The organism is Proteus sp. CA142267, assembly GCF_003336825.1.
Classification (GTDB): Bacteria; Pseudomonadota; Gammaproteobacteria; order Enterobacterales; family Enterobacteriaceae; genus Proteus; species Proteus terrae.
Genome location: NZ_QPMG01000014.1, coordinates 36,708 through 56,626 on the forward strand (window position 1 = coordinate 36,708; position 19,919 = coordinate 56,626).

Genomic DNA, 19,919 nt, shown 5'->3' on the forward strand with positions numbered 1-19,919 from the left:
CCTAAGTAAAGAGATAAACTCTGACATAACTAATGGTCTTATCTGGTATATCACCACTAATTTCGGTATCACCATCGCCAAGAATAGTCACATCATTTACATTCCCAGCAGGGGAAACTTCAAGCCCTTGTTCGTTATACCAATAAAAACGATAGCGAATAGAGACAGGATAAGATTGTGTATTTGATAACATGACTGTCGCTTTTGTGCCATTAGCATGGTGTTCAATGGTTGGCTGACCAGCAACAATACCTACAACTAATACTGAAGGCTCCATAATAATAGCCTGCTGACGATTGAAATAGAGTTTATTATCTGAATGAGATGATAAACATCCTGAGAGCAATATCGTCATAAACACAGCGATAAGCAATGAACAAATGGCCTTACCTTGTCTTATCATGTATTACTTCCTGTTATCCTGCTGTTAGCATTATATCCATTATTGGCTTAATAGTGGCCCTAACGGTTTTCCGCCAAGCAAATGCATATGAATATGGAAAACTTCTTGTCCACCATGTTTATTACAGTTCATCACCAAGCGATAACCATCTTCAGCAATACCTTCTTGTTGTGCAATTTTTGCAGCAACAACAAAAAGGTGCCCTAATACTTGTTCATCTTCCACAGTAACATCATTTACAGTAGGAATAAGTTTATTGGGAATAATTAAAATATGAGTGGGCGCTTGAGGTGAAATATCACGAAATGCGGTCACGGTATCATCTTGAAAAACGATATTAGCCGGGATTTCACCACGAATAATTTTACTGAAAATTGTTTCTTCTGCCATTTCCATCACCTTATTATTTATTTTAATTCCTGATTAATTCTATTAAGCAGGTAAGTTTTGAATATGAAAGAGCTTAGCAAAGTTACGCGTTGTTTGTTGCGCTAACTCTTCAACACTCACCCCTTTTAAGACTGCCATATACTCTGCAACATCACGGACATAAGCAGGTTGATTTTCTTTTCCGCGATGAGGAACTGGCGCTAAATAAGGAGAGTCTGTTTCGACTAAAATTCTATCAAGAGGAACGATACGAGCGGCCTCTCTGATTTGTTCAGCATTTCTAAATGTCACAATGCCGGAAAAAGAGATATACATTCCAAGATCAAGTAATGCTGTTGCAGTCTCTTTATCTTCTGTAAAGCAATGCAGAACACCGCCACAATCTTGAACTTTTTCTTCTTTTAAAATGGATAACGTATCTTCACGAGCACTGCGTGTATGCACAATAACGGGTTTATTAACTTGGCGCCCAATACGAATATGTTCACGGAAAATGTCACGTTGTAGTGCCGCATTTTCTTGTTGGTAATAGTAATCTAGCCCTGTTTCACCTAAAGCCACAACATCAGGTGCGGCTGCTAAACGAGCTAATTCTTCAACATCATGACCTTCGTCTAAATTTAAAGGATGGAGCCCACAAGAAAAGGCAATATTGTCACGTTTACCGATTAGCTCACGCATACTCTTAAAACCCGGTAATGTGGTTGCTACTGCTAACATATATTGAACATCACGCTGCTGTGCTTTTTCGACAACATCATCAATATTTTCATGTAATTTATCATAATCTAAGCAGTCGAGATGGCAGTGTGAATCAACTAAAAACATAACTTACTCTCATTTATCTGGTACAACTTATAGGTGTTTTTTATTACAGCTAAATCATAATTAATATATAGCTAATTAATTTTTTGTGGCTAGCTGATTTTCCCAATCTAGCAGTTGTTCTACTAGTAACAATTCTCTATTTAATGCAGGAATGGTCATTAACTGATAACGACACTGTTTCCATCCATCAATAGTGGATAATAAAATATCCGAAGGCCATTGTGATAATGCCATAATCAATGCTTGCTGATCTTGGTTCATGCAATAGGATTGTGCATTGGTTTGATATTTTAATGCATCAAGTAGCAGTGATAACAACCAATACAAGCGATGCTCGGCATTATCTTGATTTAATTGTGGCAGAAATGCATATAAATCAAGTTGTTGTATACTGGTATATAACGCTTGGCAAAAAGTCTCTCTTTCTTTCCACTCATCTTTCAATAATGAAAGCGCCAAAATCGGAGCATTCTGCGATAAATTCAATGCTGTCACACTATTCGCATAAGGCATGTTTGGTAATTGTTGCTGTAACCAGTGCGTTGCGTGTTGAAGATCCGGCGTTGCTAAATGGTAATAAAAACAACGGCTACGCAATGTCGCTAATAAAACCTCTGGTTGCTGACAATTCAGTAAAAAATAGGTGTTTTTAGGCGGCTCTTCTAACGTTTTAAGTAATGCATTTGCAGCAGCTTCTGTTAACGCTTCAACGTCTTTTATCCAAACTACTCTAGAACCACTTTGCTGAGCATGATGCTCCAGCTTTTCCGTGACTTTTCTTACGGCTTCAATCCCAATCGAGGACTTACCCTTTTCACTTTGTAAAACATGCCAATCAGGGTGTGTTTCAGCAAGCATCAATCGACAGCTATGGCATTCATTACAACTTTTTAATCCCTGTTTATTCTGGCACATTAACCAACGACTTAACCCATAAGAGAGTGCTTCTCCTCCCATGCCTTCTATCGCATGTAAAAGCAAAGCATGATGACCACGCCCTTCTTGATACATGCTAATAAGTTGTCGATATGCCTGATTTAGCCAAGGATACCAATTCATAGTGATTTATTTTCCTGCTGAACTAGCCACGCTGTTAATGTTTGATGAATATCTGCTTGTACTTTTTCAATCGCTTGGGAGGCATCTATCGTAATAATGGAATCATCATCTTTAGCCAATGCTTGATAACGTTCACGAGTACGATAAAAGAAATTCATTGACTCTTTCTCAATCCGGTCTAGCTCACCTCGAGCACGCGCTCTGGCAAGGCCAATAGCAGGATCTAAATCAAGATATAGGGTTAAGTCAGGGCGAAAATCACCAAGGACAGTATTACGAAGTGACAACATAAGATCTTTATCTAAGCCGCGCCCACCGCCTTGATAAGCTTGTGAAGATAGATCATGTCTATCACCAATAACCCATTTCCCATCCGCAAGCGCAGGTTTTATCACATTTTCTATAAGCTGAACACGCGCTGCATATAGCATCAATAATTCTGCTTTATCCGTGACTTTTTCACCTTCAATACCTTGTTTGATAAGTTCACGTAATTTTTCGGCAAGTGGTGTGCCACCCGGTTCACGCGTAAATGCTAGGTTAGTAATACCTTTATCTTTTAGGGTATCAACAACCGTTTGGATCGCACTGGTTTTTCCAGCGCCTTCAAGTCCTTCAATTACAATAAATTTACTGTTGTTCATAATTATCTTTGTTGTAAGCGTCGATATTGTGCGACAGCTTTATTATGTTCATTGAGTGTGGTTGAAAATTTATGACCACCCGTTCCATCTGCAACAAAATAGAGATAGCGAGTATCCGCTGGATGTGCAGCCGCTCTAATTGAAGCGACACCCGGCATTGCTATTGGTGTTGGTGGTAAGCCATCAATTTGATACGTGTTATAAGGTGTATAACCATTTAAATCACTACGATAAATCGTGCCTCTATATTTATCACCTAAACCATAGATAACCGTTGGATCGGTCTGTAATCGCATATTAGTTTTTAATCGATTAACAAAAACAGACGCAACTTTTGTTCTTTCAGCATCAATGCCCGTCTCTTTTTCAATAATTGATGCCATGATAAGCATTTCATAAGCCGATTTATACGGTAAATCACTATCGCGTTTAATCCACTCTTCTTCTAATGTTTTTTCCATTTGCTGGTAGGCGCGTTTTAAAATTGCGACATCTGTCGTACCCGCGGTGTAATGGTATGTATCAGGTGCAAACCAACCTTCTAGATTAGAAATCTCTGGTTTTATTCCTATTTCTTCACGTAACTTATCACTATTCATTGTGTGTGCGACAGCAGCAAGCTGAGGCGCTTGCTCAAAAATAGATTGCCAATCCTTTAAGCGACTTCCTTCAATAAAACGGATTGAGAACTGGGCTTCTTTACCACTTTTGATAAGCAGTAAGACATCATGCAATGTCATCCCTTTTGTTAAACGATAAGTACCTGCTTTAAATTGGCTTAATTCAGGTTTCACTTTTAATAAAACCTGAAAATAATCTCCTTCACTAAGCAGATTGCTTTTTATTAATAGTTGTTCCATAGCAACACGCCCTGTTCCTGCTGGTACAGTCAGTAGCATTTCATCTTGTTTTACAACAATATTTTCTTCTAGACCCCGAATATGTTGCATCATATACAATGCAACTGCGCCAAGGCTAATCAATAAGGCAAAAAAAACTATCCATACTATTTTTTTTATCTTCATTTATAACTCATTAAATTCTATTTAAGTGACAAAGTGTGTTGTAAAACAACATGATAATAGTCCCTACTAGGATATTGATAGCACTTATCATCTGAAAAAGTGACTTGTGAAACGGGGATCACTGGCATCAACACATTTGTTAACCATATTTCATCAGCCTGATAAAGTATTTCAGGTTTTTCTCTCACAATATCAATTTTCCAATGATTTTTTTGAGCTAATTGAAAAATAGATTGACGCATAATGCCATTTACCCCTGAATTAGTCAGATCTGGTGTAAAAAGCCTATCTCCTTTGCGCCAAAAAAGATTCGCCGCATTAGCTTCAACTAAATATCCTTCATTATCACACACTAAAACATCATCAAATTCTGTTTTTTCTAAATGATATTTGATAAGAACTTGTTCTAGGCGATTGAGATGTTTGATCCCTGCCAACAAAGGGTTTTGCCCTAAAGTAACAGGGCTAATACCAAGAGATACACCTTCGTTTTGCTGGTGGAGATAATGAATAGGATAAGAGGACAGTGAGATTATTACCGTCGGCGTTATAAATCCATTGGAGGAATATCCTCGTCCACCATAACCACGACTAATAATAATTTTAATAACACTTTTTGTTTGAGCCAGAGAAGCCACATCGATGATCTGCTTTTCAAGTTCAGACCAATTAGGATGAGGTAAAAAGAGAGCGTTACAGCCTTGTTTTAAGCGGTTTATATGTGCAGATAATAAAACGGGATCACCCTGTTCAACAGCCAGTGTTGTAAAACAGCCATCACCAAACTGTACAGCTCGATCACTGGCATCTACATTTTGTTGCTGTTGTCCATTTACCCAATACATCTAACACACCTTACATCTATGTTATTGATATCAATCTGCACATGATAAAACAACTGGCAGTAAAAGGACAAAATAAAAGACCCAGAATAATCCTGGGCCTTTAGGTATTTTTTCAACTTTCTACAAAAAACGGCTTATACGCGTTTAAAGAGAATTGAACCGTTAGTACCACCAAAGCCGAATGAGTTACACAGAGCATATTCCATGTTCTCAACTTTACGTGCTTTATGTGGAACAAAATCAAGATGACAATTTTCGTCTTGATTATCTAGGTTAATTGTTGGAGGTACTATTTGATCACGCAGTGAAAGGATAGTAAAGATAGACTCAATTGCACCCGCAGCACCTAATAAGTGACCTGTCATAGATTTTGTTGAGCTAACTAATACATCAGTGCCTTTACCAAATACGTTTTCTACCGCTTGTGCTTCAGCAACGTCGCCTGCATTTGTTGATGTGCCGTGTGCGTTGATATAACCCACGTCTGATGAGGCAATACCTGCATCTTTCAGTGCATTTGTCATAGCCAGCGCACCGCCTTCGCCATTTTCTGCTGGTGAAGTCATGTGATAAGCATCGCTGCTCATACCAAAACCAACTACTTCAGCATAAATTTTAGCGCCACGGTTTTTAGCGTGTTCGTATTCTTCAAGAACAAGAACGCCAGCACCATCACCTAATACAAAACCATCACGCTCTTTATCCCATGGACGGCTAGCCGCTTGAGGATTATCGTTACGTGTTGATAATGCACGAACAGCACCAAAGCCACCCAGACCTAATGGTGTGGTTGCTTTTTCGGCACCGCCTGCCAGCATTGCATCTGCATCACCATAAGCGATAATACGTGCAGCATGTCCAATATTATGAACACCTGAAGTACACGCTGTTGCGATAGAGATTGTAGGGCCACGAAGACCATACATAATGCTTAAATGCCCTGCAACCATGTTAATGATGGTTGAAGGTACAAAGAATGGGCTAATTTTACGAGGGCCGCCATTCATCATAGATGTATGGTTTTCTTCGATAAGGCCTAAGCCACCAATACCAGAACCAATAGCAGCTCCGATACGACTTGCATTGGCTTCTGTTACTTCAAGACCTGAATCCGCAATGGCCTGCACACCTGCTGCAATACCATATTGAATGAAAAGATCCATCTTACGCGCGTCTTTACGCGAAAGATTATAATCTTCGTGATTGAAATCTTTTACCAATCCAGCGAATTTAGTCGCATGATGACTGGTGTCAAAATCTTCGATAAGGCCGATACCACTCTGTCCGGCACACACTGCTTCCCAAGAAGCTTCTGCGTTATTACCGACAGGAGATAACATGCCTAGTCCGGTCACAACTACACGACGCTTAGACACGCTTATCCTCCAAGGAGGGAAAAAGTTTAGGATTAAAAATATAGGCGGTCGAGTGACCGCCTAGATTAGCAAGCTTATTTGCCTGCGTTTTCAACGTAATCAATAGCAGCTTGAACTGTAGTAATTTTTTCTGCTTCTTCGTCTGGGATTTCGATATCGAATTCTTCTTCCAGAGCCATTACCAGCTCAACTGTGTCAAGAGAATCAGCGCCTAAGTCATCAACAAATGAAGCTGAATTTACAACTTCTTCCTCTTTAACACCCAGTTGTTCAACAATGATTTTCTTAACGCGTTCGTCGATAGTGCTCATACTATTAAATTTCCTATCAAAACTCGCTTGCGCGATGATTTTCTTAGTTTATAAATACAGGAAAAGATCTAACCAATCCCGACTGTGTGGACTACTTTATTCGCTATATTTTGCATTATATTGTACGCAAAAAGCAAATATAAAGACGTCCCCATAATTAGATCATGTACATGCCACCATTGACATGCAATGTTTCACCCGTGATATAGCTTGCTTCATCAGAAGCTAAGAAAGCTACAGCACTGGCAATCTCTTTGGCATCACCTAAACGGTTAGCAGGGACTTGAGATAAAATACCTGCTCTTTGGTCATCTGTTAATGCTCTAGTCATATCAGTTTCGATAAAGCCCGGAGCAACAACATTCACCGTAATGCCACGGGAAGCAACTTCGCGTGCTAATGATTTACTAAAACCAATCACACCCGCTTTCGCCGCCGCGTAGTTTGCCTGTCCTGCGTTACCCATGGTTCCAACAACAGAACCAATGGTAATTATACGACCATGACGTTTTTTCATCATAGCACGCATAACTGCTTTAGACAGACGGAAGACTGATGAAAGATTAGTGTCAATGATATCTTGCCACTCATCATCTTTCATGCGCATCAACAGGTTATCACGAGTAATACCTGCATTATTGACCAAAATATCAATTTCGCCAAATTCAGCACGCACATCTGCTAAAAATTTTTCGATAGAGTCGTTTTCTGTGACATTTAACACAAAACCCTTACCCTTACCGTCTAAATATTCGCTGATAGCTTGTGCACCGTTTTCACTCGTTGCTGTACCAATTACTGTCGCACCGCGTGCAACTAAATCTTCTGCAATCGCACGGCCAATACCACGGCTTGCACCAGTAACTAGCGCTATTTTTCCGTCAAATCCCATGAGATCCCTCAGTCATTTCCTAATGCAACATCTAATGACGCAATATCATTAACTGCTGCAGCGTTCATTTCTTTAGAAATGCGTTTTGTTAAGCCAGTTAATACTTTTCCTGGCCCGATTTCTAATAGTTGTGTGATACCTTTTTCGGCAATAAGTTCAACCGTTTCAGTCCAGCGAACCGGATTATAAAGCTGGCGAACTAACGCATCACGAATTGCATTTGCATCAGTTTGCGCTACCACATCAACGTTATTAACGACCTGAATTTCAGGTTGTTTAAATTCAATTTCTTGTAATGCAACCGCAAGCTTATCAGCAGCCGGTTTCATTAAAGCACAATGAGAAGGCACGCTTACCGCTAACGGTAAAGCACGTTTAGCACCTGCTTCTTTACATAACACACCAGCACGTTCTACGGCTTCTTTGTTGCCCGCAATAACAACTTGGCCCGGTGAGTTAAAGTTTACAGGCGAGACAACTTGTCCTTGCGCTGCTTCTTCACAGGCTTTTGCAATAGCGTCATTATCTAAACCGATAATCGCATACATTGCACCAGTACCCGCAGGCACGGCTTCTTGCATTAGTTGACCGCGTAACTCTACTAATTTAATTGCAGCGGTGAAATCAATAACACCAGCACACACTAAAGCAGAATACTCGCCAAGACTGTGACCTGCCATCATTTGTGGCATTTTGCCTTGTTTTTCTTGCCATACACGCCAGATAGCAACAGAAGCTGCTAATAATGCTGGCTGTGTTTTCCAGGTTTTGTTTAGCTCTTCTTCTGGGCCATTTTGAACTAAGTCCCAAAGAGAATAACCCAATACATCAGATGCTTGAGCAAATGTTTCAGTCACGATTGGATATTGCTCTGCAAGTTCTGCAAGCATTCCAACAGCTTGAGATCCCTGACCGGGAAAAACCATTGCAAAATCAGTCATGTTTATTTTCCTGATAATATTAAAAACGGATAAGTGCAGAACCCCAAGTAAAACCGCCACCAAACGCTTCCAGTAAAATTAACTGACCACGTTGAATACGATTATCTCTTACAGCTTCATCTAATGCTGTTGGGACTGATGCTGCTGACGTATTGCCATGGCGATCTAATGTCACCACTACTTTATCCATTGTCATATCCAGCTTTTTCGCTGTCGCTGAAATAATTCTTAAATTTGCCTGATGAGGCACAAGCCAGTCCAGTTCAGATTTATCAATTTTGTTAGCTTCAAGTGTCTCATCCACAATGTGGGCAAGTTCACGAACTGCGACTTTAAATACTTCGTTTCCTGCCATAGTAACGTAAGCAGGTAAATCGACACTTTCTCTACTCTGATAAGGTAATGCTAATAGATCACCAAAACGTCCATCAGAATGTAAATGAGTAGAGATAATACCTTCTTCTTCTGATGCACCAACAACCACAGCACCTGCTGCATCACCAAATAAGATAATTGTGCCACGATCTTCTGGATCTAAAGCGTGAGATAATCTGTCAGCACCAATAACCAATGCTTTTTTAACAGAGCCTGCTTTAATAAATTGATCCGCAATACTTAATGCATAAACAAAACCTGAACATGCAGCCGCAACATCAAAAGCAATACAGTCATTAATCCCTAATGCATTTTGAATTTGGCAAGCCGCGCTTGGAAATGCGTGTGAGCCCGATGTAGTTGCAACAATAATCAATCCAATGTCTTGCTTATCAATACCTGACATCTCTAATGCTTTTTCGCCAGCACCCGCGCCCATCACAGCAACCGTTTCTTCTTCTGCTGCAATTCGACGTTCATGAATACCGGTTCTGGTAACAATCCACTCGTCAGATGTTTCAACCATTTTTTCTAAATCGGCATTAGTTCGCACTTGTACAGGCAAGTAACTACCAGTACCTAAGATTTTTGTATACATTCTATCAATCGCTCTTGGGTAATACTGTTGTCAGTCGTGAAGCAATTCGCTCTGGAATTTTTCGCTCAACGGCATGAACAGCCTGTTCTATTGCTGCTGTAAACGCGCTTTCATTTGCGCCACCATGGCTTTTAATGACGATACCGCGTAATCCTAACAGAGAAGCACCGTTATACTGGTCGGGGTTCATATGTCCAAAACGCTTAATTAGCCGCTTTTGTAACCACTTCTTCAATATTTTTATCCACCACGACGTTTTTTTATTTTCGGTAGTAGAAGATTTAATCAATGAAAGGAAAACTCTGATAACCCCTTCCATCGTTTTAAGGGAGACATTACCTGCGAAGCCGTCACACACCAAAACATCAGTTTTGCCTGTCAGTAATTCATTACCTTCAACATAACCAATATAATTAATATTCGGTGTCGATTTTAATACCGTAGCAGCTTCGCGGATATTATCTAATCCTTTACTCTCTTCTTCACCAATATTTAAAAGCGCCACTTTCGGTGAATCAATCTCTGCTATCTCTTCGGCCATAACTGCGCCCATTACCGCAAACTGTACCAGCATTTTGCTATCACAATTAACGTTAGCGCCTAAATCCAGAACAACCGTCTTGCCTTTTTTCTGGTTAGGTAATACCGAAACCAGTGCAGGACGTTCAATTCCATCAATAGCATTAAGTCGAAGTTTTGCTAATCCCATCAATACGCCAGTATTCCCTGCACTTACACAAGCCTGTGCTTCCCCTGTTTTCACGAGATCAAGTGCCACTCGCATTGATGTGCCTTTACTTGCTCTAATAGCCTGTGAAGGTTTAGCATCATTGGCAACAATATGTTCTGCGGGTATAACTTGTAAACGGGAGATTAGCTCAGCATTTTGATTTGCAAGCAGAGAAGAGATAGAGTCTGGTTGACCTACCAGCAATATTTTTAAGTGAGGATTAGATGCCAGCGCCCGCAAACAAGCAGGCACTGTGATGCGAGGACCGAAGTCCCCGCCCATCGCATCTAACGCTATGGTTAGATTTGTCAAGGTATCAACGAGCTATAAAGCTAATTACTTGTTGATAACCTTGCGGCCACGGTAGTAACCGTCAGCAGTTACATGGTGACGCAGGTGAGTTTCACCAGAAGTTTTGTCAACAGAAACCTGAGTTACTGTCAGCGCGTCATGAGAGCGACGCATACCACGTTTAGAACGAGTTGGTTTGTTTTGTTGTACGGCCATTGACCTTACTCCTTAGTACTTTTCTTTAAACTGGCTAATACGGCAAATGGATTTGGTTTCTCTGATAATTCTTCAGGGAGTTCACCAAACACCATATCCGCGTCGGACACTTCACAGTGTTCAAAATCATGTACCGGAACTACCGGCAAGTTGAGGATTATTTCATCTTCAATCATCGCCAGCAAATCTATTTCACCAAATTCGTTTACATCGACTGGTTCATATTCTTCCGGTAATGCCTCGGCCCGTTCATCACTGACAACAGGGCTAAAACAATATGTTGCGTGAACATGATACGGAAAATGGCCACCACAACGCTGACATTCTAAAGTTACATCCACATCGGAATGTCCTTTAATCACGGCAAGACGTTGATGGTCAATATCAAATGATAAAGCCACATCAATATTACTGTCCACACTGACCACCGATTCAGCTAAGCGGCTTACTTGCTCTGGAGAATAATGACCGTCATAGTCTAAATTCTTTTGAGCTGCTCGCAGCGCATCAATGGTCAGGGGTAATTTTACCTTTTGCATAAGGCGCGCATATTATCTTTGTAATGGAATATAGTCAAAGAAAAAGGCGGGTTATCTACACCTTTCCACCAAAATTCGCTTTATCAGCGGCGCATAGTTTAGAATGTCAGGCATCATTTTGCTACGGATTTTAAAAAAAATATGTTGCCACTCGTTCTTGCGTCTACTTCACCCTTTCGAGCTCAGTTGCTGAAAAAGCTTGGGATGCCCTTTTTACAAGCATCTCCAGAGATTGACGAAACCCCGATGCCCACAGAGTGCGCTCAAGATCTTGTCAGCCGCTTATCCTATGAAAAAGCCAGCGCTTTACAAGCAAAATTTCCACATCACCTTATAATTGGTTCTGATCAAGTTTGTGTGCTGAATAAAAAGATCACGGGGAAACCCCATAATTTTGATAATGCCTTTGCACAATTAAAACAAGCTTCAGGGCAATGTATTTCGTTCTACACCGGATTAACTGTGTATAATTGCCTAACTTTAGAACATCAAACGCATTGTGAATTATTTCAAGTTTACTTTCGCCATTTAACTGATGAAGAAATTATCAGTTATTTAAATAAAGAAATGCCTTTCAATTGTGCAGGAAGTTTTAAATCTGAAGGGTTAGGCATTACTCTATTTGATAAACTTGTTGGCGATGATCCGAATTCTTTAATTGGTTTACCACTTATCCGATTGAATAAAATGTTACTCTCGCAAAGAATAAACCCATTATTTTTCTCTGATGATCAAAAATAAATCTGATCATCTTATTTTTAATCTTATGTAGCGATAAAGCGTATTATGAATAAATTAGCATCAGTCTTAACAGCTTTAGTGATGGCAACAGCATTAGTGGGTTGTTCTGATGAAAAAGATACTGAAATTTCAACAACGAAAACAACTACCACCGCAAATACTATTCAAGACAGCGTGATTTCAGACAAAAAAGAGGACAACACATCCTTATTTAAAAAGAACTTTGTCAGTAGTTGCATATTAGGTTCGGGTATTACTGATGATGCGCTAATTCCTCAAATTGCCGAAGTGTGTGAATGCACTTACGACAATATTATTAAAAATTACGGAATAACAGAATTTATCCGTGTAGATATGGAAATGCGCAAAAACGGCTCAAAATCACTGCCTAAAGAGTGGGATATTGATAAAATTGTTGAGCAATGCATGACAAAAGTCGAAGGTTAATTCTATTTTCTATTCACGTTCTTAGTGAATTAAGAAAAACAATACGCCCAGCTAACTGGGCGTATTGAGTATTCGGATTTTCTGTTGAAACAAAAAATTTCAGGCTTAAGATTTTTGACTACGTAATACTTGTAAACAATGGCGTAACTGATTATCCATTGGCGCTTCAATTCGCATTTGTTCACCCGTTGAAGGATGAGTAAATGTCAAAGAACTTGCATGCAAGAATAGGCGCTTAAGTTTTGTTCCTACCAATTGTGAATCAAAATCACGATCACCATAGCGATCATCAAATGCAATAGGATGACCTGCATGTAATGTATGCACACGAATTTGGTGTGTTCTTCCTGTCACAGGGCTTGCTTTCACAAGTGTGGCAAATTCAAAACGCTCTTCAACCTTAAAACGAGTCTCTGAAGGTTTTCCTTCATTACTCACTTTAACCACTCGTTCACCACTTTGAAGAATATTTTTCAATAACGGTGCTTGAACAACTTTAGTATGAGATTGCCACTGCCCACGAACTAAGGCTAAATAATCTTTTTGCATCTGTTTTAAGCGTAATTGCTCATGCAACGCACGCAATGCTGAACGTTTCTTTGCAATTAATAAAACACCCGATGTATCTCTATCAAGACGATGTACAAGCTCTAAAAAACGAGCTTCTGGGCGCAATGCGCGTAAGCCCTCAATCACACCAAAACTTAACCCACTACCTCCATGCACTGCGGTTCCTGAGGGTTTATTGATGAGCATTAAGTGGTCATCTTCATATAAAATACAATCTGCCAATGCCGAAACTTTATCAAGTTTTGGTGATACAGCGATCTCTTCTTTTTCTGATACTCGTACAGGAGGAATACGAATGCTGTCACCCGCATTAATTTTGTATTCAGGTTTAATTCGCCCTTTGTTAACTCGAACTTCTCCTTTTCGGATAATTCGGTAAATCATACTTTTGGGTACACCTTTCAAGCGTGCCAGTAAAAAATTATCGATACGCTGGCCTGCTTCATCGCCATCAATGGTGACGAACTGAACTTGATTAAATGATTTCATAGTGGCGATTCTTTGGCTCTCTTAAAATAAAAATTACAAACAACTTTATGGTGCACAAAATAACATCAATTCTGCCGTCTATTTTAACCTGAATAATGGGAAAAAGACGAAACATTAGCTAATCTCTCATATTTATACAGAAAAAGTCACCAAAGCAGAAAAGTCATCTTGCTATAACCCTAACACCAATGGAATAATGCAGACTCTCCTGATTATGTTTATCAGGTATATTTATGAAAATTTTGTTTGTTTGATTTTCAAAATGCAGCAATGGCGTAAGACATAGTCGAAAATCAAACAATTTAGTATGCCATAAATACATCGCTTATTGAGTTGAAACATTGTGTTCAATTAAAGAGTGCTGAATTTTTGAACTAAAAATCAGACTCACCGACATATTGCACCTCTATACAATCGACAACCGTGAGGTTGACGCATTTGTAAAAGACACGAGGTCATCGGTTATCAATAGTGTAATTACGTATGTTAGTGGCACATTATAAAACGTGAAAATAACGAGTAAGTCACAATATGAAAAGAATGTTAATTAACGCAACTCAGCAGGAAGAGTTGCGTGTTGCCCTTGTCGATGGGCAACGTTTGTACGATCTGGATATCGAAAGCCCCGGTCATGAACAGAAAAAAGCGAATATCTATAAAGGTAAAATCACTCGAATTGAACCCAGCTTAGAAGCCGCTTTTGTTGATTATGGTGCGGAACGCCACGGTTTCCTTCCTATCAAAGAAATAGCCCGCGAATACTTTCCTAGTAATTATCACTCCCATGGTCGTCCTAACATCAAAGATGTCTTAAAAGAAGGCCAGGAAGTTATTGTTCAAGTTGATAAAGAAGAGCGTGGTAATAAAGGTGCAGCGTTAACCACTTTTATCAGCCTTGCAGGAAGCTATTTGGTATTAATGCCAAATAATCCTCGTGCAGGTGGTATTTCTCGCCGTATTGAAGGTGAAGATCGTACTGAACTTAAAGAAGCTTTATCAAGCCTTGAAATCCCAGACGGTATGGGTCTGATTGTACGTACAGCTGGTGTTGGCAAATCGGCGGAAGCACTGCAACAAGACTTAAGCTATCGTCTAAGACACTGGGATGCTATTAAGAAAGCGGCTGAGAATCGCCCTGCACCATTCTTAATCCATCAGGAAAGTAACGTAATCGTTCGTGCATTCCGCGACTACTTACGTCCTGATATTGGCGAAATCTTAATTGATAACGCAAAAGTCGTTGAAATGGCGCGTAGTCATATTGAAGCGATTGGCCGAGGTGATTTTGCTAGCAAAATTCGCCATTACACTGGCGCCGTTCCTCTATTTAGCCATTACCAGATTGAATCACAGATTGAATCTGCGTTTCAGCGTGAAGTTCGCCTTCCTTCTGGTGGCGCTTTAGTTATTGATACAACTGAAGCATTAACAGCGATTGATATCAACTCCTCACGCTCAACCCGTGGTGGTGATATCGAAGAAACTGCATTTAATACTAACTTAGAAGCAGCTGACGAAATTGCACGCCAATTACGTTTACGCGACTTGGGTGGTTTAATTGTTATCGACTTTATTGATATGACGCCTGTGCGCCATCAGCGTGAAGTTGAAAACAGAATGCGTGAAGCTGTTCGTCAAGATCGTGCTCGCATTCAAATTGGACGCATTTCTCGCTTTGGTTTATTAGAGATGTCTCGCCAACGTTTAAGCCCTTCATTAGGTGAATCTAGCCATCACGTTTGCCCACGTTGCTTAGGCACTGGTACTATTCGTGATAATGAATCACTGTCACTTTCTGTGTTACGTCTTATTGAAGAAGAAGCACTTAAAGAAAATACCCATGAAGTGCATGCGATTGTACCTGTTCAAATCGCCTCTTATTTGCTGAACGAAAAACGTAAAGCAGTTACCGACATCGAGTTACGTCAATCTAATGTCAAAGTGGTTATTGTTCCTAATGACCAAATGCAAACCCCTCATTTCTCTGTTATTCGTGTACGTAAAGGCGAAGAAATTACTTCCCTTAGCTACAACTTAGCGCAATTCCATGAAAGTCAGTTAAATGAAGCTGAAGACGATGTTGTTACAGAGCGTAAAGCACCTGAACAACCTGCTATTTCAGCCTTTGGGTTACAAGAAGAACCTGTTGCTGAAACAGTAAAAAATAAAAAGGTACCTCAACCTCAAGCTAAACCTGCTAAAACAGAAGAAGCTCAAGGTACTGGTTTCTTTGCTTCTATTGCAAAATTCTTCTCTAACTTATTTGCTAGTGAACCAGAGCCTGCGGTAACACAAGAAAAACCACAGGAAAACAAGAAAGAGAACAACGACAATCGTCGTGATCGTCGTAATAACAATAATCGACGTAACAATAATAATCGCCGTGACCGTGATAACGATCGTAATCGTGATAACGCAAATAGCGAAGACAATCGCAAGAATCGCAATCAAAAACCACAAACGACTCCAACAACTGAAGTTAGTAGTGAACAAGAGATTGCAGAACGCGAAGCTCGTCGCCAGCAGCGTCGTGAACAACGTGCTGAACAGCGTCGTCGTCAAGAAGAGAAACGTCAACAGCAACAAGAAGCAGCTAAAGCTCAAGCGGCTCTTTCTGAAAATGATACAGTTGCAAAGAATAGTGCTGATGAGAAGAAAGAAGAACCTCGTCGCCCTGCTATGCAACGCCGTAATCGTCGTCAATTAACACAATCTGTACGTGTGACTGACAATGATAATACATTAGCCGCTGTACCTGTTGCGACCGAAAAAGCGGTTTCTGAACCACCAGTTGCAACAACACAAACTAAAGTTGCCCCAACTGAAAAACCAGCACCTAAAGCAGTCGCTGTTGTGAAAGTTGAAGCAAATGAAGCACAAGTTGTAAAAGCACTACCTGATGCAACTAAATCACAAGATGACAATAAAAACGAAGATAATAACGGGCAAGATAATGTTATGCCACGTCGTTCTCGCCGTTCACCTCGTCATTTACGTGTAAGTGGTCAACGTCGTCGTCGCTATCGTGATGAGCGCACCTTAACAGTATCACCAATGCCTCTGGCAATGGCTGTTGCTTCTCCTGAACTGGCTTCAGGTAAAGTCTTCATTCGCTATCCAGTCACTCCTGTAAGTGATGCACCATTTATTGAGAATGATGTTGAAAACAACAATGACGTTTCTGTTGGAAACCACATTATTACTCATAAAGATCCACAAATGGTAGCTATCGCACCGGCGGTTTCAGAAGCCATTGTTGCTGATATTGCACAGACAGAAACCACTGAATCAACTTACTCTGTCACAGTTAGCACAGAATCAACCACTGAAGCTATTGCTGAAATTGTTGCAGTAGAGCCACAAGCTGAGCCTGTTGAAACTAACGTGATCACTGATGCAATCAATGAAGTGAATACAGAAGAGCATGTTACTCGTAAAGAGAATATTTCAGCAGTATTGAATACCACTGAAGCTTACATGCATGAAATTTCACAACAAATTGAAACAAATATCGCGCCAGAAGAAGTTGCACAAGATACGGTTGCACCAGTAGAAAGTGAAGCATCAACACCTGGACCTCAACCTGTTGAAGCAGTAATAGCAACTGAAGAACCTGTTGAACAGCACAAAGAAATTGCTATTGAAACTGTTGCATCCCCTGTCGTTGAAACTATTGTTGAAACCGTTGTTGAAACTATCGTTGAAGACCAACCAGCAGAAAGCGCAACACCGGTTGTGGAAGTTGAAGCAGTAACAGAGAGCAAACCAGCTGAAGTCGTTATTCGTCAAGAGCCTATTGTGGCTACACGCCAACTACATGCAAGCTCACCAATGACAAAAGCCCCAGCCGCTAATGAAGCGCCTGTGGCAATTGAAATCAAAGCGTGGGAAGCACGCCCTGCTTTTGATAAAAAAGGCCGCACAGGTGCAGGTGGACATTGTTCTACTAGCCACGCGTCTTCAGAAATGACGAAAGCTGAAAGCAAAAACTAATAATAAGGTGTTATTAAGAATATCTTGATAATACTTCTAAATTGAGAACCCACTTTTTAGTGGGTTCTTTTTTTGGTAACTGTTAACAAATTAACTGAGGATTTATAAAGCCAAAAATAAGATAAAAAAAAGCCCCTGAATATTTAATTCAGAGGCAGTTAATTTCTTAGCAAAGCAATCAGTCTTTTAGATCAGGCAGATTTTTAATTTCACCCATCGCTTTTAACTGCTTAGATAATTCGCGACGCTCTTTAGACAGATCGGCATTTTTAATAATGTAATCGTCAACACGATCGTCATAGTCACTACGCATATTAGCAATAATACCCAGTACATCTTCAATCGACATACCTGGTTTAATATATTCACTTAAGTTGTCTAACAAAAGAACACGTTTTTGGTTATCGCGGATCTTTTTCTCATTGTCAGTGATCTCACGACGGATTTTGTTCTTACGACGATACATACGCACAAACTCCAGTACGTTTTGGAAAGACGGCTTGTTTGCGTTATCCATTTCCTACACCTTTACAATTGATATTTAAGATAAATAGTTCTGTTTAAGATTATCGCTTAATCGTGTCAATAAACAAGCAAAGTTTACAAATTTAATTGATTTTGCTTAATTAACAATTAATTAGGATTATATGCATTAATAAATATAGTCAACATTCTTTAACCCGTAAATGTTCACTTAATTAATAATAAAAAAATGGCTACACATTTTCACTGGTAGCCCAAATCGACACTACAAAGGATAAACTTATGAGCGATTAAATAGGTTGTGCTTTATTTTTATCTTCATGTTGTAAGCCATCGAGTGGCAATAATGCTTTCGCATCTGAACGTAAAAACATAGCAGAGAAAAGTGTTGTTCCTATCACTATACATCCCATCACCATATAAGTTGGTGCAAAACCATAATGATCATAGCCATAACCCGCTAATGGAGATAATAATGTTGCGACAATAGAGCTCACACATTGAAAACCGACTAAATAAAGTGTTGAAGACAAACGTTTATCAAAATGTTGGCTGTTATATTTAAAAATTGAAATTAATAAAATCGGTAATTCAACCGCATGTAATAACTTCATACAAGAGATCAAAACAGGCCCTTCAACTAATCCAGAACCAATAATACGCGCAGCCATAACACTACTTGCTAGTAATAAGCCATTTTTAGCACCAATTCTATTTACAAGGAAAGGTGCGATAAACATACCACCAGCTTCTAAGAATACCTGCAATGAATTCAGATATCCGTACATCTCATTTCCCTGTTGTAAGGTCGCAAATTGTGATGAGAAAAAGACGGGAAATTGTTGGTCATAAACCCCATAAACACAGGTGCCAATAACAAACAAAATAAGTGCCCAAAAACGCGGCAATGAAAGTAAATTCAGTGCATCTTTGAGGGTAATCGCTGATGTTTTCCCATGCTCTAATTGATTAAATGCATCTGATTTATCGGTTTTTAATAGTGCTAAAAGAATTAAGAACACAATGCCAGAAATAGAAGCCATCACAAAATTGTAATTAGGATCGATATTTATATTGTGTCCGGCAATAAAAGTTGCTGATGCCCAACCTAACGATCCCCACATTCTCGCCCTACCATATTCAAAACCACGAATACGACTAACACGCTCTGTATATGACTCTAATACGCCAATACCCGCATTAAATGTCATTCCAACATATAAGCCCCCTAAAATGGAGCCAACAAATATATTCCAACGTAGTATTGATGCGAAACCTAGAAAAAAAGGCCCAGAAAGAATAAGCAATACTGCAATCACTAATAACAAATTCTTTCTTAGTCCTAATTTATCTTGAATAAAGCCATATAAAGGTTGAGCACATAGCGCAATCAGAGAAATTGCAGAAAATATTAATCCAGTATCAGTCGCTTTTAACCCTACATACTGATTTAACCAAATAGAAACTAATGAAAATGATGATGACCAGGTAAAAAAGAAGAAAAATAACAGTGCACTTAAGATCGCATAGTATTTTTTTGAGTCTTTATTCATTGTTTTAGTGCCTTATAAAGTCATTCCACCCCTAAATGTTAACGTTAACTTTTAAGTTAACAAACAATTTTATCGCTTTAATGTGATATAAAGCACACAAGTTAACGTTAACAATTTAAACTATGTGTTCTAGATCCACTTTTATCTTTTATTACCGTTACTCACAGTAAAACGCACAAA

Annotated in this window: 21 protein-coding genes; 3 read left to right on the plus strand and 18 right to left on the minus strand. The window is 39.6% G+C overall.

Annotation, left to right across the window (positions count from 1 at the left end):
- Position 1 precedes the first annotated feature (1 nt).
- The 15 genes from C0T34_RS17165 to yceD all read right to left on the minus strand — a co-directional run bounded on the left by C0T34_RS17165 (position 2) and on the right by yceD (position 11,463).
- Entirely contained in the window at positions 2–403 is a 402-nt protein-coding gene (locus C0T34_RS17165) for a YcfL family protein (protein ID WP_098943362.1), read from the minus strand.
- Positions 404–442: 39 nt separating this feature from the next.
- Complete coding sequence (gene hinT, locus C0T34_RS17170; protein WP_098943364.1) at positions 443–793, minus strand: purine nucleoside phosphoramidase; 351 nt, start codon at positions 791–793, stop codon at positions 443–445.
- 42 nt (positions 794–835) lie between these two features.
- Positions 836–1,621 carry a metal-dependent hydrolase gene (locus C0T34_RS17175; protein WP_109850550.1) on the minus strand — a complete coding sequence of 262 codons (786 nt, stop codon included), beginning with the start codon at positions 1,619–1,621 and terminating at the stop codon, positions 836–838.
- Positions 1,622–1,696: 75 nt separating this feature from the next.
- Complete coding sequence (holB, locus tag C0T34_RS17180) at positions 1,697–2,680, minus strand: DNA polymerase III subunit delta' (RefSeq protein ID WP_109850551.1); 984 nt, start codon at positions 2,678–2,680, stop codon at positions 1,697–1,699.
- Entirely contained in the window at positions 2,677–3,324 is a 648-nt protein-coding gene (gene tmk, locus C0T34_RS17185) for a dTMP kinase (protein ID WP_098943370.1), read from the minus strand. Before tmk ends, holB begins: the two co-directional genes overlap by 4 nt.
- Positions 3,325–3,326: 2 nt before the next feature.
- Positions 3,327–4,349 (minus strand): endolytic transglycosylase MltG, encoded by a 1,023-nt coding sequence (gene mltG, locus C0T34_RS17190; protein ID WP_098943371.1) that lies wholly within the window; start codon positions 4,347–4,349, stop codon positions 3,327–3,329.
- A 17-nt stretch (positions 4,350–4,366) separates the two neighbouring features.
- Entirely contained in the window at positions 4,367–5,194 is an 828-nt protein-coding gene (pabC, locus tag C0T34_RS17195) for an aminodeoxychorismate lyase (protein WP_109850552.1), read from the minus strand.
- A 134-nt stretch (positions 5,195–5,328) separates the two neighbouring features.
- Positions 5,329–6,570: a beta-ketoacyl-ACP synthase II gene (gene fabF / locus C0T34_RS17200; RefSeq protein WP_088493189.1), complete on the minus strand. Its 1,242-nt coding sequence runs from the start codon at positions 6,568–6,570 to the stop codon at positions 5,329–5,331.
- 74 nt (positions 6,571–6,644) lie between these two features.
- Positions 6,645–6,881 carry an acyl carrier protein gene (acpP, locus tag C0T34_RS17205; RefSeq protein WP_004247087.1) on the minus strand — a complete coding sequence of 79 codons (237 nt, stop codon included), beginning with the start codon at positions 6,879–6,881 and terminating at the stop codon, positions 6,645–6,647.
- 157 nt (positions 6,882–7,038) lie between these two features.
- On the minus strand, positions 7,039–7,773 hold the full coding sequence (fabG, locus tag C0T34_RS17210; protein ID WP_088493190.1) for a 3-oxoacyl-ACP reductase FabG: 735 nt from the start codon (positions 7,771–7,773) through the stop codon (positions 7,039–7,041).
- A gap of 8 nt (positions 7,774–7,781) precedes the next feature.
- On the minus strand, positions 7,782–8,714 hold the full coding sequence (fabD, locus tag C0T34_RS17215; protein WP_098943374.1) for an ACP S-malonyltransferase: 933 nt from the start codon (positions 8,712–8,714) through the stop codon (positions 7,782–7,784).
- Between the two features lie 19 nt (positions 8,715–8,733).
- Positions 8,734–9,687, minus strand: coding sequence for a beta-ketoacyl-ACP synthase III (locus C0T34_RS17220; RefSeq protein WP_098943375.1), 954 nt, complete (start codon positions 9,685–9,687; stop codon positions 8,734–8,736).
- A 4-nt stretch (positions 9,688–9,691) separates the two neighbouring features.
- Complete coding sequence (gene plsX / locus C0T34_RS17225) at positions 9,692–10,729, minus strand: phosphate acyltransferase PlsX (RefSeq protein ID WP_098943376.1); 1,038 nt, start codon at positions 10,727–10,729, stop codon at positions 9,692–9,694.
- Positions 10,730–10,753: 24 nt separating this feature from the next.
- A complete protein-coding gene (gene rpmF, locus C0T34_RS17230; RefSeq protein WP_006537252.1) occupies positions 10,754–10,924 on the minus strand; it encodes a 50S ribosomal protein L32 in 171 nt (56 codons plus the stop codon).
- 5 nt (positions 10,925–10,929) lie between these two features.
- A complete protein-coding gene (yceD, locus tag C0T34_RS17235; RefSeq protein WP_036937758.1) occupies positions 10,930–11,463 on the minus strand; it encodes a 23S rRNA accumulation protein YceD in 534 nt (177 codons plus the stop codon).
- 141 nt (positions 11,464–11,604) lie between these two features.
- Between yceD and C0T34_RS17240 the strand changes: the two genes are divergently transcribed.
- Both C0T34_RS17240 and C0T34_RS17245 read left to right on the plus strand, forming a co-directional pair.
- Positions 11,605–12,204, plus strand: coding sequence for a nucleoside triphosphate pyrophosphatase (locus C0T34_RS17240; RefSeq protein WP_098943377.1), 600 nt, complete (start codon positions 11,605–11,607; stop codon positions 12,202–12,204).
- A gap of 45 nt (positions 12,205–12,249) precedes the next feature.
- Complete coding sequence (locus tag C0T34_RS17245) at positions 12,250–12,651, plus strand: hypothetical protein (RefSeq protein WP_098943378.1); 402 nt, start codon at positions 12,250–12,252, stop codon at positions 12,649–12,651.
- A gap of 105 nt (positions 12,652–12,756) precedes the next feature.
- Here C0T34_RS17245 and rluC read toward each other — a convergent pair whose 3' ends face one another.
- Positions 12,757–13,710: a 23S rRNA pseudouridine(955/2504/2580) synthase RluC gene (gene rluC, locus C0T34_RS17250; protein WP_098943379.1), complete on the minus strand. Its 954-nt coding sequence runs from the start codon at positions 13,708–13,710 to the stop codon at positions 12,757–12,759.
- Positions 13,711–14,241: 531 nt separating this feature from the next.
- Here rluC and rne point away from each other — a divergent pair.
- Positions 14,242–17,703, plus strand: a complete 3,462-nt coding sequence (gene rne, locus C0T34_RS17255; protein WP_109850553.1) for a ribonuclease E — start codon at positions 14,242–14,244, stop codon at positions 17,701–17,703.
- Between the two features lie 178 nt (positions 17,704–17,881).
- Here the strand turns inward: rne and tmaR are convergent, their stop codons facing one another.
- Both tmaR and C0T34_RS17265 read right to left on the minus strand, forming a co-directional pair.
- Positions 17,882–18,220 (minus strand): PTS system regulator TmaR, encoded by a 339-nt coding sequence (tmaR, locus tag C0T34_RS17260; RefSeq protein WP_036937771.1) that lies wholly within the window; start codon positions 18,218–18,220, stop codon positions 17,882–17,884.
- Positions 18,221–18,476: 256 nt separating this feature from the next.
- Positions 18,477–19,739: an MFS transporter gene (locus tag C0T34_RS17265; RefSeq protein ID WP_098943381.1), complete on the minus strand. Its 1,263-nt coding sequence runs from the start codon at positions 19,737–19,739 to the stop codon at positions 18,477–18,479.
- Positions 19,740–19,919 lie beyond the last annotated feature (180 nt).